The sequence below is a fragment of the Candidatus Tisiphia endosymbiont of Hybos culiciformis genome (assembly GCF_964030975.1).
Taxonomy (GTDB): Bacteria; Pseudomonadota; Alphaproteobacteria; order Rickettsiales; family Rickettsiaceae; genus Tisiphia.
The window spans coordinates 148,186-164,287 of record NZ_CAXIQH010000001.1; the positions used below are offsets into that span (position 1 = coordinate 148,186).

Below are 16,102 nucleotides of genomic sequence, written 5' to 3' on the forward strand. Positions count from 1 at the left end.
CTGCAGCTAGGAATGGCAAGAGGGTGCAGGAATGACAAGGGGATTATGCGTAAGTCTAATGAAAATATCGGGAAGATTCTGTAAATGAAAATAGTAACTTGGAATATTAACTCCATACGCTTGCGACTTGGTTTGCTTAAGAGGTTAATTGATGAACATCAGCCTGATATTATATCGCTGCAAGAGACCAAAACAGTTAATGAGCTATTTCCTCATCAAGCTATTAATGATATGGGTTATAATCATATATATTATTCAGGGCAAAAATCTTATAATGGAGTAGCAATTTTATCGAAATTTCCTGTTACTAATAGCTTTTCCCTTGAGTTGTATAATAGTGACAAAAGGCATGTAGCAGTTGAGGCCTTGGGTATTGAGATACATAATTTTTATGTACCAGCTGGCGGGGATATAGCTGATGTAAAGATCAATGAGAAATTTAAACATAAATTGGCATACTTAAAATTAGCCCAACAATGGTTAACTAATAATCGTAGTAAAGATAGCAAGATGATCATAACAGGAGACCTAAATATCGCCCCTCATGAGCATGATGTATGGTCTAGTCGTCAATTGCGTAATGTTGTTAGCCATACAGATGTAGAACGTTCAACCTTGTTGGAGTTACAATCTTCCTTAGATTTTATCGATAGTAGCCGCCATTTCGTACCGTATGATCAAAAGCTTTATACTTGGTGGAGTTATAGAAACATAGACTGGCAAAAATCTAATCGGGGACGTAGATTAGATCATATTTGGACTAGTTCTAACTTACAAGATAAGATGTTATCTGTCAGCTCCTTAACAGAAGCTAGGAACTGGCTCCTGCCTTCTGATCATGTGCCTTATTTTTTAACATTGGATATTGGTTAAATAGTCTCTCCATTAAAAATCTAAAAACACAACATTTACTATGTTTAAATGACAAAGTGGTGCGGGAATGGCAACTTACAATCTTATTTCATCCCCGCGTAAGCGGGAATCTAGATACCTGCTTTCGCAAGGTTATAGTTATGCCTATAGGATTAGGTGATAAAGAACATAACTATTGTAAGTTGTCATTCTTAGCAACGGCGGGAATCTAGATACCTGCTTTCGCAGGTATGACACAAAGTTTGTATCACCTAATTCAATAGGTTTCACTATAACACAAAAATGGATTGCTTCGTCGGCTCACGCCTTCTCGCAATGACGCCTTGTGCTTTCATGCAATTTTTAAATTGCCATGTGAATTATGCGTAAGGTGAGTTATTTTATGCAATTAAAGCATTTTTTCACTTAGTGGCAGAAATTTTTATGATATATTGCTTAAAAAGAGTAAAAATAATATAGTTAACTCGAGAAGGTTTTAGATAACTTCTTCGTCATTGCGAGGAGCTACTTGTAGTAGCGACGAAGCAATCCAAGAAAGTGATTAGAAATGGATTGCTTCGTCGTAGCAATGCTACTGCCTCGCAATGACGGAGTAATGCTAATCGGGTTAGCTATAGATTATTTTGTATTGAACTTAAAAATTTGAGAAATTGATGTATCCAGCAGTAAGATTACGAAGAAATAGAAAAACTCGGTGGCTACGAGAATTAGTGGCAGAGAATATGCTAAGCGTTAATGATTTGGTGCTAGCATTATTTGTTGTTGAAGGTGAGAACCAGCGTCAGGAGATTGCCACCATGCCTGGTATATATAGGTTGTCTATTGACCAAGCAGTATTGACGGCTAGACAGGCTTATGAAAATGGTATAAATGCAATAATACTTTTCCCTTGTATAGAGGCAAAATTAAAAAGTGAAAATGCTGATGAAGCATATAATTTAGATAATTTAATGTGTAGGACGATACGAAGTATCAAAGATGCTAACATCGATATTGGTATAATATGTGATGTTGCACTAGACCCTTATACTACGCATGCACATGATGGTATTTTGCATAATGGTGATGTAGATAATGATAAAACGGTTAAAGCTTTGTGTGAGCAAGCTTTAGTTTTAGCAAAAGCTGGAGTAGATATTGTAGCCCCATCTGATATGATGGATGGTAGGATTATGGCAATACGTCAAATGCTAGATTCAGAAGGGTTTATTAACGTTAATATACTATCTTACGCCGCAAAATATGCTTCAAATTTTTATTCGCCATTCAGAGATGCGGTAAGCAGTAACAAGGCAGCTTATTTAGATAAAGCGACCTATCAGATGGATGTGCGAAATGGCAGAGAGGCTATGTTAGAGATAGAGCATGATCTGGCTGAAGGGGCAGATATGATTATGATTAAACCTGGTATGATGTTTTTGGATATCATCGCACAAGCGGCAAATAGCTTTAATACTAATATATTTGCCTATCAGGTAAGCGGTGAATATGCTATGTTAAGGCTTGCTGCAGATGCCAATGCCTTAAATTGGCAGGCGGCTTTGATAGAATCATTGCTATGTTTTAAGCGTGCTGGTGCTAGTAGCATTGTTACTTACGCAGCATTGGAAGTAGCACAGATATTAAATAGAAAATCAATCAATATTATAAAATAATATAAAGAAGAAATACAATGAAAGAGAAAGGTCAGCCTAATATTATCATAGGAATTATTGTAGCAGTGGGGCTATTGATAACTATTATGTCACTTTATCTTTGGTTATCCGTTGATACACCACAAAAACCTCTTGCTGGCAGAGGAAGGGGGTATAATGATGATGTGCAAATTGGTGGAAAGTTTGAGTTAACTGATCAAGATGATAAGATTTTCAATAGCGATAGTTTGAAGGGAAAATTAAGTTTAATTTATTTTGGTTTCACTTATTGTCCTGATATCTGTCCTACTTCTTTGCAAAAAATAACGGAAGTTATTAATACTCTTGATAAATATAAAATTGATGTTGAATTTGTTTTTATTACTGTCGATCCCAAGCGTGATAGTTCGGATATTCTTAAGGAATATTTAAAACATTTTAATCCTAAATTTATTGGTTTAACAGGTAGTGAACAACAGATTAAAGAAGTGGCTGATAAATTTAAGGTGTATTATGCTAAAATAGATAATAATAATGAAGATTATATGTTAGATCACTCTTCTTTTGTTTATTTAATGGATAAACAAGGGAAGTATGTAAAGCATTTTTACTTAAATAGTTCAGCTCAAGAGATTATAGAATTTATTAGAATAATGGAACAAAACCCAAAGAAATATTAAGATGAAGTATTTGCTAGTTTCATACCTGTTTGCTTTCTTGGCTCTTGGCCTATTGTTGGTAACAAGTTGGATAGGTTATAATAAGATTAAGGTTAGGTTAGTTAATGCACAAAAGGGTGAAAAATAGATTAAAAATTATATTATTTTACCTATTATGCAGTGCCGGGGGGATATATATGATATTATATAATCTTGAAGATAATATAGTATTTTTTTATCCTCCATCAAAAATTAATGAGTTAAAACTTGGCAAAGAATTTAGAGTAGGGGGGTTAGTCAAAGTAGGTTCAATTAAAAAAATTACTGCTGATAAGGTGCATTTTGTCATTACTGATGACATTAAAGACCTAGAAATATCTTATCAAGGGGTTTTACCGGCTTTGTTTCGCGAGAATCAAGGAATAGTAGCGGTAGGGAAACTATCAGATAATCTATTCATAGCTCGTGGATTGTTGACTAAACATGATGAGAATTATTCTCCAGCCCAGTATACTCAGATAGAAAATCAAGAATTGCGTTGAGATTCAGGGCGATTTAAAAATTATAACTAATGATATAAGAATCTGTTTTGAAAAATGCATAAACGTCATTGCGAGGAGCCGCTTCGCTACGACGCGGCAATCCAAAAATTGCAGCGGCAAAAATAAAATAGCAAGCTGTTTATTTTGATCGCCACGCCACTTCGTGGCTCGCGATGACGGTTATTCGTTTCTATAATCTAGTATTTTATATCATTAGTTGCGACTTTTAAACTGCCCTGGGTTGTGATTAACTTATTTTTTATTTGACAATTTAGTATAAATGTATATCATGCAACTACTTTTGTAGAACTTAGATTTTAAATAATAACTATAGGTTGCGGCGTTTGATTTTCTCAATAACGCATAACAAATCCTATTAACACATTAATGCGGTAACTATTATGTATGAACTTACAGAAAATAATCAAGATTTCCAGTTAATTAGCGAAATAAGAACAGCTGTTTATAAAATTGGAAAAAGAGAAGAAGAAATTGAGGCACTAACAAGGTTATTAGAAAAGGATACCGAAGGGTTGGCTTATAAGTGTTTTTTTGGCACAGAAGAGCAGGAGACTTCTTGGGATAATCCTAAGGGCGATAATCTACTTTTGCTAGCAATAGCTACAGCAGGTTTTGTAGAATTTGCAGAAGGTAATAAAGATATTGCAACTCAGCTGACTAATATTATATTAAAGGACGCTCAAGCAAAATTAGAAGAAACAGAGCTTGGTGAATTTATTAATTTTCGTTATGGTAATGGTACTCCAGAAGATTATAATAACTATAGCATAGGTTATGATAACACCCCTTTAACCTTATCTATTAAAGAGGGGATTCCCTCTCTTGCTATACAATTAGTAGAATTGGGTGCAGAAGTTAACATTTTTTGTGGTTATGCTAACTTTTCTCCATTACATTTAGCGATTTTACACTATGCAGTAAAACCGACCGATCCTTTAAAAAAGAATTTAATTCTTAAGCTAAAAGAGAAAGGGGCAGATATTGCTGCTTTAGATGAATATGGCCATAGTGCAAAGGACTTGCTTCAATATAAAGGTTTGGGAGTAGAAGACTTGCATTTATTCACTATTAACAACCAAAACCTTAAAGAAGCCCTTAATACAAATTATGGACAAAAATATTCTTTTAAGGAGTTAGCAACAAATAAGGATGTAGTAAAGTTTTTTGAAGATAAAAAGTTTACTGCATTCAAAGCTAATTGGGCTAATACAAATTTATTCAAGCAATTCTTAGACGAAAATCGAGAAGAAAACGGTAATAAATATATTCTTTATAGAAATGGTATTGAGGAAGGAAGGGGAAAAACAGAGGATAGTTTTGCTGAGGTAGTGATGCACGCCCTTCATTTGGATACTGAACTACAAGAATTAGTTAATAGTTTATCTAAGGTTCTTTATGGGGAGTATAATCTTAAGGATGCGATTGGAGGGGCTGCTTTAACTAATAACCCCTTGCATCGTTCATTTGTTGATATTTCTAATAGTCCTGATAGTCTAGAGTTTATAGGAGAATTAACTGAGTTGTTAGGTGAAGTAACTGTTTAGTAATCAGGATAATTTTTCCAAAATTTTGGGGTATAATGAATCGTTTAATATTATTGGTTTTTTTAAGTATTTCTTTTTGTTTAATTGGGCAAAGAGTTCTAGCTGATGAAATAAGAATAGGGCTGTTAAAACACGACATAAATGTTAAGTTAGGACATCGTTATGAGAAAGGATACGACGTTAATTTAGAATATCTTTTTGAAAAATACAAATTTTTGCGTGGTTATCCTCATATAGGAGCAGATATTAACAATAGTAGATATGCAAGTAGTTTTTATAGTGGGCTCACTTGGCGTTTTGATATAATGGAATCTATGTTTTGGGAGGTAAGTCTTGGAGGGGCGATTCATAATGGTGAATTGAAAAAATCACCAAAACAACGAGCCTTGAAAAAACGCCCCTTAGGATCAAGGCTTTTATTTAGAGAAAGTTTTAGTTTAGGGGTAAAATTTAATGAAATACATGCAATTACATTAATGCTTGACCATATCTCTAATGCTGATATCGTAAAACCTAATGCAGGTCTGACTAATTTAGGTATACGATATGGCTTTAAATTTTAAGCGGTTCTATTTTTAGGATAGCCACTAAGTCGGAAAGCCTAATGAAGTTGATGTTTTTCCTTTATAAGGCATAAAACTCTACAATGGGAATAGCAAAAATGAAAGATATTACCACTGACTATTCAACGTTAAAGGTAGAAAATCTTAGGGAACATTTGGTTGAGCGTGTTGAATCACTTCCCATAGACCCGCCTGACACTAAAAAAGCTCTTATACAAAATATACTAAAAACACCTAAAAAATCTACCAACCCAATGGATAGCCTACAAAAAGCTGCTGTAATAATAGACATAATGGCAAAAGTTGTGTTACCACACTCGAGTGATTTTCTACAAGGTGCCCATATAATGGTTGAAGATAATGGGAGTATGTACGATAAATTAAAAGATCTAGGGCTAATTAAAGAGCGTTTTTCTTCTCATCATAGGGGCAATAAAGCTGAGTCCGATGCGTCAATTCAGGCTGGCGAAATATTTAGAGAATTTTTAGTTGGCAAAACAAAAGATGGTAAGACGTGGTTTCAGTTAGAAGCTCATTCTATCGGTGGGATTAGCAATTTTGTAAAACATATGGTAGATTATATAACTTACGTATTAACTGGCAAAAATGTTGGACAATACGGTCTTTCGGAGCATGTAGATAGTAAGCCTATTATACTGAATGCTAAACAAATTAATCAAAAAACGAAAGAAGGAATCTCTTCTCCCACAACTACCAACTTTGTAAAAAAAATAGAAGAAGAGCGGCATAAAACTAAATCAGCACTATCAAAAAACGGCTCTGTTCAAGAAAGTGGGGGTGTGTCAAGATAATTGCTATGAGCTAGGTTCTGTTGACAAAATTCAAATTGTTTATATTTTGAGTATTTTTAAGCGAAAATTAATAAGATTTTTGCAGGAATAGTTATTCCTATTTCAAAAAAATCTTATAATTTGCAGCTAATAAAGAGTCAAAATAGAATAATTTAAATTTTGTCAACAGAACCTAGGCTGTGAAGGTGTCTAATTGATCTATATTTTGAGCTATTTTTTAGTGAGAATAAATAGTCCCCCCGTCAAAAGGTCTAAAGATACAACATCTGCTATGTTTAAACAAAAAGGATGTCATTCCTGCGTAGGCAGGAATCTATAATATCTCAGGGCTTTTTGTCCACTATTTTAGATCCTTGCTTTCGCAGGGATGACAAGCTTGGTACTGTGATTAGGTTATATAGTTATGCTCATAGGATTAGGTGATAAAGAACATAACGATTGTAAGTTGTCATTCCCGCGAAGGCGGGAATCTAGATACCTGCTTTCGCAAGGTTAACACAAAGTTTGTATCACCTAATTCAATAGGTTTCACTATAAAAGCTTTGTAAATCCATAAGGTTTTTGACAAAATAGGGTGAAAATCTTATGGATTTTGATGTGATTTTTAACCGCAAACATGTATTACCTCTCATACCTACAGCCTTTTTGACGGAGCGACTAAATAGGATTTTTGAAGGAATAGTGTACCTATTTCAAGAAAATCATATTTATTCGTAGCAAAAAAGAGCCAAAATTAGGTCACTTTAGAAACCTTCACAGCCTAGGAGACTGTTGGAAATAACTAAAGTGATTCTATTTTTGACTTGTGCAGGAACTCTAATGAGTTCCGTGAATTTAGCAGATCACTTTAGTCAACATAGTATCGGCTCTTTTTTCAAATGCATCGACCATTCTCCTAGTAGCATCAGCAAAGAACATACCAACTAACTTATCAACTATGGCAAACTTCATCTTAAAATCAATAAAGAACTCTATTTTACTACCAGTATCTTCTTGAGAAAATTGCCATAAATTTTTTAAATATTTAAATGGTCCGGAGATTGCCTCTACTTCAATGGAATATCTCTGCTTATTCAAATCACTTGAGTATATAATTCTTGATTGATAGTTGTCTGAAAAACCTTTTAACTGAATTACTAATTCAGCTATAATTTGATTCTCACTCTCTGAGATGACTCTAGCCGCTTTACACCATGGTAAGAATTCAGGGTATGACTTTACGTCAAGAACTAAGTGAAATAATTCTTGTGGATTATATGGTAGGATTTTGACTTGATGAAAACTTGGCATAAATTCTTTAAAAATCAGTTACCCTACCTTTATGCTGCCAATCTCCGTGGGTAGTGGGTTCTTGACCTTTAAAACCACCTATTTCCTTTGGCTTTTCTTTTTTATCTTTTATGATAGTATCTTTTTTATTATCCATAAATGTACTAGTTTCCTCTTACGATAATTACGTCTTTTTATTTGCATCTATACATGTCAACACTTCAATTGCAGATTTCTCCAATTCTTGCATTACTGCAATATACGGGAAAGGGCCGTAACTAATTCTAGATACACCTAAATTAGCAAGGTTTTTTACTGCCGTTACATCTTGCACCATTATGTTGACAGGAATAGGTGAAGATTCACATAATTGTTTTATAAAATTATGATTTGCTAAGCCTGGGGCAAAAAACCCATCGGCTCCAACTTCTGCATAAGCTTTGCTTCGTTCAATAGCTTCTTTTAAGTCTTGCTCATTATGCTCAGATGTATCTTTTTGAAAAAAGATGTCCGTTCTAGCATTAATAAACATATTAGGCAATGGTTCCTTGATAGCTTCTTTAATTGCTTTAATTCGTTTACATTGCTCTTCTATAGAGTATCTTGCCTTTTCTTTCCCAATAATTTGATCTTCAAAATTTATACCAATTGTCCCTGTTGCAACTACGAGACCAACATTTTCTATTAAATCACTTAATTTTGATGCAAAGCCTGATTCAAAATCAAAACTTACGGGTGCTTTGACTTTTTCAATAATATTCTTTAAATTCTGTAAGGCTAATTTAAGAGGGAATTTTTCACCATCTTCATAACCATAAGATTTTGCTACTGCCCAGCTACTTGTAGCTAATGCTTTTGCCCCCGACTTCTCTACAATCTGTGCTGAGCCAACATCCCAAACATTATACAACACTAAAGGATTACCTTTTTTGTGAAGTGTTTTAAACAAACTATCTTCTATTTCTGTGAGTTTTCTTTGCATACTATATTATCTCCTTCTGTTTGAGTCAGTTTTCTTATTGTTGTTTTTTCTTAATAATATATTTTGAAGTAAATGAAAAAGTTAAAATTATGAAAATTTCTCGTCTTCATAGAATATATAGCAATATCAAACTAATTGAAAATTATTCGTTAAATCTTACAGAAGATCACAGTCACTACCTTAAAACAGTATTAAGACTAAAAATTGGTGATCATTTTAGAATTTTCAACGGCATAGATGGTGAGTTTATAGCACAAATTACTGATATAACAAAAAATAATTTACGTGTTAGGCTTACTAATATTTTAAGAAAAGCAATAACCGAGCCTGAACTTACTTTAGGGATATCGATTATTAAAAGTGATAGAATGTTAGATGCCGTAGATATGGCTGTACAACTTGGGGTGACAAAGATTATTCCATTAATCACAGAAAGATCTCAATTTCGTAATGTTAATAATCAAAAATTGATGAAATGTATTGTCGAGTCTACAGAACAGTCCGAACGTTTAACACCACCCATTCTTATGCCATTAATATCACTTAGTCTTTTCCTCGACCAAAACCTAGATAATTCTATAATATATGCTAATGAAAATGAAGATGAAAATAATACATTATTAAAAATCATGCCTATATTATACTCAAATATTTCAGTTATTGTCGGTCCAGAAGGCGGGTTTTCACCAAATGAACTTAAGATGCTTTCATTGAAACCTAATAGTTTATCAATAAGTCTAGGAGCAAATGTCCTACGAACTGAAACTGCCGTGGCAACGTGTTTAGCACAAATTAAATTATTTATAACTAACCCTGTTACCCATTAAATTGCTCTTTGATAATACGATTTTCAAGGCTATTTTTTTTATCAAATAGTAATTTGATCATCTTGCTTTTTACTGATCTAATTAATACTGATTTAATATCATCGAATTCCTGGAAATCAGCAGCTGCATTTACTGGTCTTTTATTACTTTCTAAAATTTCAAATTTTATAGTAGTGGAAAATGGTAATAACGCACCATGCCAACGTCTTGGACGAAAAGGACAAATTGGGGTTAGACATAATACATTTGACTCAAGTGGCAAAATAGGTCCCCCGGCAGATAAGTTGTAAGCACTACTACCAGCTGGAGTTGCAACCATTGCCCCATCAGCTACTAATTCACTCATACGTTCAACTTGATCAATTTCAATCTTAAATTTAGCTGCTTGGTTGGTTTTACGAAATATTGAGACTTCATTAATGGCTAGGGCAGTGTAGGTGTTATTATCTATAGTTTCTACTTGCATTTCTAAAGGATATAAATGAGAAACTATCGATTCTTGTAAATTATCTACTAACTTTTCGACAATAATTGGATTCATTAAAAATCCAATATTGCCAGAATTAATGCCATAAAAAGGAATGTTCAAGTGCATATAACGGTGTATGGCATGTAATAATTCTCCATCTCCGCCAACTACAATAATTATTTCTGCTTCTTCCACTTTACAAAACTTATAAAATAGTTCAAGCTGGTTAACTAGTTCTAACGATTTCGTGGAACTGTTATAACTAATTGCAATTTTATTTACATCAATTTTAGTTTTTGCCAACATAAATACAATATATGATTAATTATTAATACAACAAAACAAGAAGCTAGTACATCACTTAAAAAATGTCCTCCCATTAATATACGGCTTAGCCCGATTAATGAACCAAAAATCAAGGAAATACTGTAGATTCTTGAAAAATATATAAAAGGAACAATATAAGCAAGACTAGTTAAGCTATAGCCCATAGCCGCATGTCCTGATGAAAATGAGCAATTATGTACACATTCATTAGAGACGGAGAAAGCTCGAGTAAAATTCTTTGTACCATTAAAATCCTTAATTTGTACAGGACGAGCTCTACCAAAATTTTCTTTAAATATATGATTCACCAATAATCCAGGACCTATGGCCGTAGATAAAATTATATAAAATCCTCCAGAAATAATAAGCTTATTGAAAGTTTTGTGCTTAACAATTAAGTAAAGTAGATATAATAATGTTACTATAAATAGTAATTTAGTTAATGTCGGAATAATTTCAAACAATAATTGGACAATATTATTGTCACGGTAGATAAATCCATCCTTACTGTCATAGAATAATTTTGAGAAATCTATATCAAAACTAGGAAATAATAGGGTTAATAATAAGACTATACCAAAGGCAAATATGTTAGTATAAACTAAATTAGTATTAATCATAGACTAAAAGCCAGAAATAAGGTATAAAAGCATACGCAAACCATACATAATATAGAAGTTAACATGTCATTCAACATTAAAAATCATAAAAATGATTTACTATTTTTACCACTTGGCGGTGCAAATGAAATAGGCATAAACGTCAATCTATATCATTATAAGGGAAAGTGGTTGATGGTTGACTGCGGCAGCGGTTTTGCCGACAACTATTTACCAGGGGTTGATATGATAATTGCTGATATTAGCTTTATCGAACAATATAAAAAAGATTTATTGGGTTTGGTTCTAACTCACGCACATGAAGATCATTTGGGAGCAGTCCAATATTTGTGGAGCAGTCTAAAATGTCCAATATATGCCACTACCTTTACAGCAAATTTTCTAAAACTTAGATTAGCCGAATATGATTTCGCTAAAACTATAAAAATTCATGAAGTAAAACCTTCGGCAAAAATAAATCTTGATCCATTCCAATTAGAAATGGTACCGCTCACCCATTCAGCTCCAGAAATGCAGGCTATTATGATACGCACAGAAGCTGGCAATGTTTTTCATACTGGAGATTGGAAATTTGATCATGATCCTTTGCTTGGTGAGAAAGCTGATGAGGCTCTACTAAAATCCTATGGAGATGAAGGGGTTTTAGCTTTAGTTTGTGATTCAACTAATGTATTTAATGCAGGAACTTCTGGGTCGGAAGGAGAAGTACGTAAAAGTTTAATAGATATTATAGCAGGTTGTCCTCAGATGATCGTGGTCACAACTTTTGCCTCAAATTTAGCACGGCTTGAAACTATAATTCATGCAGGTCAGATGGCAGGAAGAAAAGTAGTGCTATCCGGAAGAAGTTTGCATAGAATTTTACTTGCAGCTCAGGAAAGTGGTTATATGAAAGATATTGCTCCTTTAATTGATGAGCGAGATGTAGCAAGGTTTAAAAGGCAAGAACTTTTAATTATTGCTACTGGCTGTCAAGGGGAGCCTCTAGCAGCTACTGCCAAAATGGCAAATAATAGTCACCCTAGTATCAAGTTAGCTCCTAAAGATACAGTTATATTTTCTTCAAAAATTATTCCTGGTAATGAAAAGAAAATTTTCCGTATGTTTAATATTTTTGTAAGAGCAGGAATTGAAGTGATAACTGAACGAGATCATTTCGTCCATGTTTCTGGACATCCATCAATTGACGAACTCAAGCAAATGTACGCCTTAATTAGACCTCAAATTTGCGTGCCAGTACATGGTGAGCCGGTACATATACATGAGCAAGCAAAATTAGCACGTAAAAATGGTATAAAACATGCTGTTGAAGTAGAAAATGGTAGCTTAGTATTACTTGATCCTCATAATCCTCGTATCTTATCTAAGGTAACAACAGGTTATTTGGCTGTTGACGGCAATTATCTTTTACCAGCTGAATCATCAATTTTTAGAACTCGCAGACGTATGCGTGATACTGGTATAGTAGTGGCTTCTCTGATAATAAATCGAAAGGGTGAACTTACCTGCCGACCTATTTTATCTATGCCAGGACTTCTTGATTCTAATGATGATGCACAGTTAATTAATGTAATCAAAGATGGTATTGCTGAAACGATAGAAATTCAGAGAAAATCAAAAGGTAATCTCCTTAATGAGCAGATCGAAAATGCTGTAAGGTCGGCTATTCGTAAAATATTGAAACATGAAATGAACAAATCGCCTCTTATCATAGTTAATGTGGAGAAAGCTATTTAAAAGTAGACTAGCGTCTATTAGCGAGGGGCTAGTTTAGTCAGGGCTGTTGAAAGTTAGAAGAGGAAGAGGTTTTAGGTAAGGCACTTTAAAAGTCGTATGTGGTCAACGTCATTGCGAGAAGACCGTAGGTCGACGAAGCAATCCTGTTTTGCGTCATCCTTGCTTAATATTAATGTCATCCCTGCGAAAGCAGGGCTCTAGATTCCCGCCGTTGCTAAGAATGACATCTTACAACTGCTTCGTCGGCTTACGCCTCCTCGCAATGACGCCGGTTATTTTCCCATAACTTTTAAACTATAGCACTTAACATATAGGTTCATACATTATTTTAAACGTTCTACAACTTGCCTCAAATACAGAAATACCTTTATCTAATAATTTTCTAATGTTATTTTTTATCGGAAACCAATGATGTTCAATAGGATTTAAATCAGGGGAATAAGGTGGTAAAAATTTTAGTTTGCAGCCAGCTTTTTCAATTAATTCTTTAGCCCTTTTGGATTTATGAAAGCTTGCATTATCAGCAATGACAACCTGTCCAGGCTTTAGCTCCGGCACAAGGCAATTTTCTATATAAGCTTCAAATACCTTACTATCACAGCTCCCAGTAAAGACTAGTGATGCGATTAAACTATTCGTATACTTGCAGCAAAACTGCATAACTCTATTAAATTTTTTTGGTAGTATGAATTTATTTTATAAATTTGGGTTCCTACTATGCAAATATCACCGATTAGTAAAAAAACTGGTTGAAAAACTATCAGTTATACTATAACATTTCAATTATTAAACGTAATGAATGAATCAAAATGAAAAAGCCAAAAGTAGCGACCTTAAGTGCTGAGGAACGAGAAGAACTAATACAACATATTAAGGCAAGTTCATTAACAGGAGATGATCAGCAAGCGGTGATAGAACTTGTGAAATTTTGTAACGAACTAATAGACAAGCTAGCATCATCAAACATCAGTATAAATAAGCTTAAGGAGATGATGATTGGTTTTAAGGCAGATAACAAAAAAAAGATAGTTCAGATTCATTAAAAGAACCACCGAGTGAATCTGATAATAAGAATGGTGGTAATGAAGAAGAGTACGATGAGTCCAAGAAGAGAGATCGCAGTAATTGGCAAGGTAAATATGGATTTGATGATTATCAGGATGCAAATACCAGCTATTTAGCTCCTGAGAATTTTTGTAGTGGTGATAGCTGTCCTCACTGTGATAATGGTAAACTCTATAATAGTGAAGCTAGAAAATTGCTACAATTTACAGGTAATGCTCCAATTACAGTCAACAGATATGTAAAGAAAACGTTACGCTGTAATGCTTGCGATTATACAGTTATGAACAATAAGAATATCAACAAATGGACAAATAGTAGCAAAAGTGCAATAGTGTTACAAAAGACCTACGGTACTCCCTTCTATCGTTTATCTAGGTTGCAAAGTTTAAGCGGGGTTCCTGTATCATATAGCTCGTTGTGGCAACAATATTTAGATGTTTGGCAAGAAGGTGGTGGAGCTGAAATTTACAGGGTATTATTGGAAATGGCTGCCGAATGTAGCTCACTGAATCTTGATGATACTAGAGCTAGAATTTTAGAAATTACTGTAGCCAATAAAAAATTACGTACTCAAAATAAGAAAGGACGCAGCTGTTATACCACTACTATATGTGCTAAGACTGCCAATAATGAGGTGATAGTTTTATATTTTACCGGTAATAAGCATGGCGGGGAAAATATTGGTAACGTACTAAAGAATCGTAAGAATAGGACTGATTCTATTCATTTAATGACTGATGCAAGTAACAATAATAACCCAGTATTATCAGAAGCAGATAAAGAATTACTAGCAATAATAATTATGATCAACTGTTTATCACATGGACAGAGGAAATTTACAGATAATGAACCATACTATCCTGAAGAATGCGGATATTTTCTCAAACAAACTGGTGAGATTTACCATAATGAACATCAATGTAAAGAGATGAGCCTTGAGGAAAAGCTGAAGTACCATCAGGAACATAGCAGTAAATATATAGAAAACATATATAACAAAATAGACGAATTATTTAACGACAAGAAAGTTGAGCCTAATAGTAGGTTTGGGCAAGCTATGAAATATTGGTTAAATAATAAAGAAGGTTTGACGCAATTTTTGAAAATTCCAGTTAGCAGTCTTGATAATAATTGGGCTGAGAGGTCACTACGTACCATTATTTTACAAAGGAAGAATTCATTATTCTTTAAAACAATCAATAGTGCTGAGATACATAGTGGTCTGTATAGTATAGTAAAGACTTGTAGTGAGAACGGGATCAATGCATTTAAATATTTAAATTGGCTGCAAGAGCAGAGTAGCAAAGCAAAGAAGCATCCTACGAATTATACACCTTTTGCCTATGCAAGATATATAAATAATACGGAATTAATCGAGACGGCAGCTTAAATGACAGGAAGCCAATCATTGGAGAGTTTGGCAGAACTAGGATCGCCATTATGAATAAGAATGTGTAAGGTTCTATAACAAATCTGATAAGATGAATTATCAGATGGGGAAAGTTTTGCCGTAAATTTACCTTTGGATAGGCGTTTAGAGCATAACCAAAAGCCTTGACCGTCAAAGGACAAAATTTTAATGGCAGTTCTGTTTTTATTATAGAATAAAAACAAGGAACCATTAAGAGGGTTGGAAGAAAGTTTTTGTCTGCAAACAGCTATTAAACCATCGATACCCTTACGAAAGTCGATGGCAATAGTGGCAACAAAAATAACTGACTGAGGGGTTAGTTGCAGCATAGAAATGTTTGAATTATGGTTTTTAGCTCTAGTGTTTGAATAATAAGCTTGGTACCATTTGGCTTAATAATGTGGCAAGTGTAGTAATTTTGTTTGGGAGTAGCCACAGGATCAGTATCTATAGAATTTACTAGTTGAAATGGGAGAAAATTAATATCGTGTTGTAGAACTTTATTTGAAGTTGAGGTAGGAGAAGTTTTGAGGGAAGGTTGATGGGCTTGTTGAATTGAACTAATTATTGTTTTATTAATATTGAGATGTTTGGCTATATCTTTGCAAGAATAGTGATGGAGTAGCTGGCGAACTAATTCCTTTAGATGGTTTGGTATGGGATCAAACTTGTTAGTTTTAGTTTGACGCCAGGCTTTAAATTGCTGAGCTACTTGCTCAACAGTAATTGATGGTATTTGCATAGTAG

General features: G+C 33.9%; 21 protein-coding genes and 1 pseudogene. 14 read left to right on the forward strand and 8 right to left on the reverse strand.

The annotated features are described in order from the left end of the window. The first annotated feature begins 84 nt into the window (after positions 1-84). The 10 genes from xth (at position 85) to ACQH2P_RS00890 (ending at position 7,196) form a co-directional block, all read left to right on the forward strand. A complete protein-coding gene (gene xth / locus ACQH2P_RS00845; RefSeq protein ID WP_425362636.1) occupies positions 85-873 on the forward strand; it encodes an exodeoxyribonuclease III in 789 nt (262 codons plus the stop codon). A gap of 56 nt (positions 874-929) precedes the next feature. Next, the gene (locus tag ACQH2P_RS00850) at positions 930-1,085 is read left to right on the forward strand and encodes a hypothetical protein (protein WP_425362637.1); all 156 of its coding nucleotides are present in this window, start codon (positions 930-932) and stop codon (positions 1,083-1,085) included. A gap of 441 nt (positions 1,086-1,526) precedes the next feature. Continuing rightward, entirely contained in the window at positions 1,527-2,528 is a 1,002-nt protein-coding gene (hemB, locus tag ACQH2P_RS00855; protein WP_425362638.1) for a porphobilinogen synthase, read from the forward strand. Positions 2,529-2,545: 17 nt separating this feature from the next. Beyond that, on the forward strand, positions 2,546-3,187 hold the full coding sequence (locus ACQH2P_RS00860; RefSeq protein WP_425362639.1) for an SCO family protein: 642 nt from the start codon (positions 2,546-2,548) through the stop codon (positions 3,185-3,187). Positions 3,188-3,291: 104 nt separating this feature from the next. Beyond that, positions 3,292-3,708, forward strand: coding sequence for a cytochrome c maturation protein CcmE (ccmE, locus tag ACQH2P_RS00865; protein WP_425362640.1), 417 nt, complete (start codon positions 3,292-3,294; stop codon positions 3,706-3,708). A gap of 401 nt (positions 3,709-4,109) precedes the next feature. Further along, positions 4,110-5,273: a hypothetical protein gene (locus ACQH2P_RS00870; RefSeq protein WP_425362641.1), complete on the forward strand. Its 1,164-nt coding sequence runs from the start codon at positions 4,110-4,112 to the stop codon at positions 5,271-5,273. 35 nt (positions 5,274-5,308) lie between these two features. Next, the gene (locus tag ACQH2P_RS00875) at positions 5,309-5,836 is read left to right on the forward strand and encodes an acyloxyacyl hydrolase (RefSeq protein WP_425362642.1); all 528 of its coding nucleotides are present in this window, start codon (positions 5,309-5,311) and stop codon (positions 5,834-5,836) included. 98 nt (positions 5,837-5,934) lie between these two features. After that, entirely contained in the window at positions 5,935-6,648 is a 714-nt protein-coding gene (locus ACQH2P_RS00880; protein WP_425362643.1) for a hypothetical protein, read from the forward strand. Positions 6,649-6,936: 288 nt separating this feature from the next. Continuing rightward, positions 6,937-7,071, forward strand: coding sequence for a hypothetical protein (locus ACQH2P_RS00885; RefSeq protein WP_425362644.1), 135 nt, complete (start codon positions 6,937-6,939; stop codon positions 7,069-7,071). After that, positions 7,068-7,196 (forward strand): hypothetical protein, encoded by a 129-nt coding sequence (locus ACQH2P_RS00890; RefSeq protein WP_425362645.1) that lies wholly within the window; start codon positions 7,068-7,070, stop codon positions 7,194-7,196. The genes ACQH2P_RS00885 and ACQH2P_RS00890 overlap by 4 nt, the downstream gene beginning before the upstream one ends. Positions 7,197-7,482: 286 nt before the next feature. On the opposite strand, the gene ACQH2P_RS00895 is transcribed toward ACQH2P_RS00890, so the two are convergent. Genes ACQH2P_RS00895 through ACQH2P_RS00905 form a run of 3 tightly spaced genes read right to left on the reverse strand, consistent with a single transcriptional unit; the run spans position 7,483 to position 8,899 of the window. Next, positions 7,483-7,938, reverse strand: coding sequence for a type II toxin-antitoxin system RatA family toxin (locus ACQH2P_RS00895; RefSeq protein ID WP_425362646.1), 456 nt, complete (start codon positions 7,936-7,938; stop codon positions 7,483-7,485). A 7-nt stretch (positions 7,939-7,945) separates the two neighbouring features. Next, positions 7,946-8,074 (reverse strand): DUF1674 domain-containing protein, encoded by a 129-nt coding sequence (locus ACQH2P_RS00900; RefSeq protein WP_425362647.1) that lies wholly within the window; start codon positions 8,072-8,074, stop codon positions 7,946-7,948. A gap of 27 nt (positions 8,075-8,101) precedes the next feature. Then, complete coding sequence (locus ACQH2P_RS00905) at positions 8,102-8,899, reverse strand: isocitrate lyase/PEP mutase family protein (protein WP_425362648.1); 798 nt, start codon at positions 8,897-8,899, stop codon at positions 8,102-8,104. Positions 8,900-8,988: 89 nt separating this feature from the next. Here ACQH2P_RS00905 and ACQH2P_RS00910 point away from each other — a divergent pair, with 89 nt between their 5' ends. Further along, a complete protein-coding gene (locus ACQH2P_RS00910; RefSeq protein ID WP_425362649.1) occupies positions 8,989-9,726 on the forward strand; it encodes a 16S rRNA (uracil(1498)-N(3))-methyltransferase in 738 nt (245 codons plus the stop codon). Here ACQH2P_RS00910 and ACQH2P_RS00915 read toward each other — a convergent pair. Together ACQH2P_RS00915 and ACQH2P_RS00920 are read right to left on the reverse strand one after the other, a co-directional pair. Next, positions 9,716-10,483, reverse strand: coding sequence for an NAD kinase (locus ACQH2P_RS00915; RefSeq protein ID WP_425364072.1), 768 nt, complete (start codon positions 10,481-10,483; stop codon positions 9,716-9,718). The genes ACQH2P_RS00910 and ACQH2P_RS00915 overlap by 11 nt on opposite strands. After that, positions 10,474-11,142, reverse strand: a complete 669-nt coding sequence (locus ACQH2P_RS00920) for a phosphatase PAP2 family protein (RefSeq protein ID WP_425362650.1) — start codon at positions 11,140-11,142, stop codon at positions 10,474-10,476. Before ACQH2P_RS00920 ends, ACQH2P_RS00915 begins: the two co-directional genes overlap by 10 nt. Positions 11,143-11,205: 63 nt before the next feature. Here ACQH2P_RS00920 and ACQH2P_RS00925 point away from each other — a divergent pair, with 63 nt between their 5' ends. Next, entirely contained in the window at positions 11,206-12,879 is a 1,674-nt protein-coding gene (locus ACQH2P_RS00925) for a ribonuclease J (RefSeq protein WP_425362651.1), read from the forward strand. 303 nt (positions 12,880-13,182) lie between these two features. On the opposite strand, the pseudogene ACQH2P_RS00930 reads toward ACQH2P_RS00925, so the two are convergent. Continuing rightward, a pseudogene (locus ACQH2P_RS00930) lies at positions 13,183-13,509 on the reverse strand (transposase); the annotation flags it as partial. 179 nt (positions 13,510-13,688) lie between these two features. Between ACQH2P_RS00930 and ACQH2P_RS00935 the strand changes: the two are divergent. Together ACQH2P_RS00935 and ACQH2P_RS00940 are read left to right on the forward strand one after the other, a co-directional pair. Beyond that, on the forward strand, positions 13,689-13,922 hold the full coding sequence (locus tag ACQH2P_RS00935) for a hypothetical protein (protein WP_425362589.1): 234 nt from the start codon (positions 13,689-13,691) through the stop codon (positions 13,920-13,922). Positions 13,923-14,224: 302 nt separating this feature from the next. After that, positions 14,225-15,334 carry an IS66 family transposase gene (locus ACQH2P_RS00940; protein ID WP_425362652.1) on the forward strand — a complete coding sequence of 370 codons (1,110 nt, stop codon included), beginning with the start codon at positions 14,225-14,227 and terminating at the stop codon, positions 15,332-15,334. Here ACQH2P_RS00940 and tnpB read toward each other — a convergent pair. Together tnpB and ACQH2P_RS00950 are read right to left on the reverse strand one after the other, a co-directional pair. Beyond that, entirely contained in the window at positions 15,331-15,684 is a 354-nt protein-coding gene (gene tnpB, locus ACQH2P_RS00945; RefSeq protein WP_425362591.1) for an IS66 family insertion sequence element accessory protein TnpB, read from the reverse strand. The genes ACQH2P_RS00940 and tnpB overlap by 4 nt on opposite strands. After that, positions 15,672-16,097, reverse strand: a complete 426-nt coding sequence (locus ACQH2P_RS00950; protein ID WP_425362592.1) for a hypothetical protein — start codon at positions 16,095-16,097, stop codon at positions 15,672-15,674. Before ACQH2P_RS00950 ends, tnpB begins: the two co-directional genes overlap by 13 nt. Positions 16,098-16,102 lie beyond the last annotated feature (5 nt).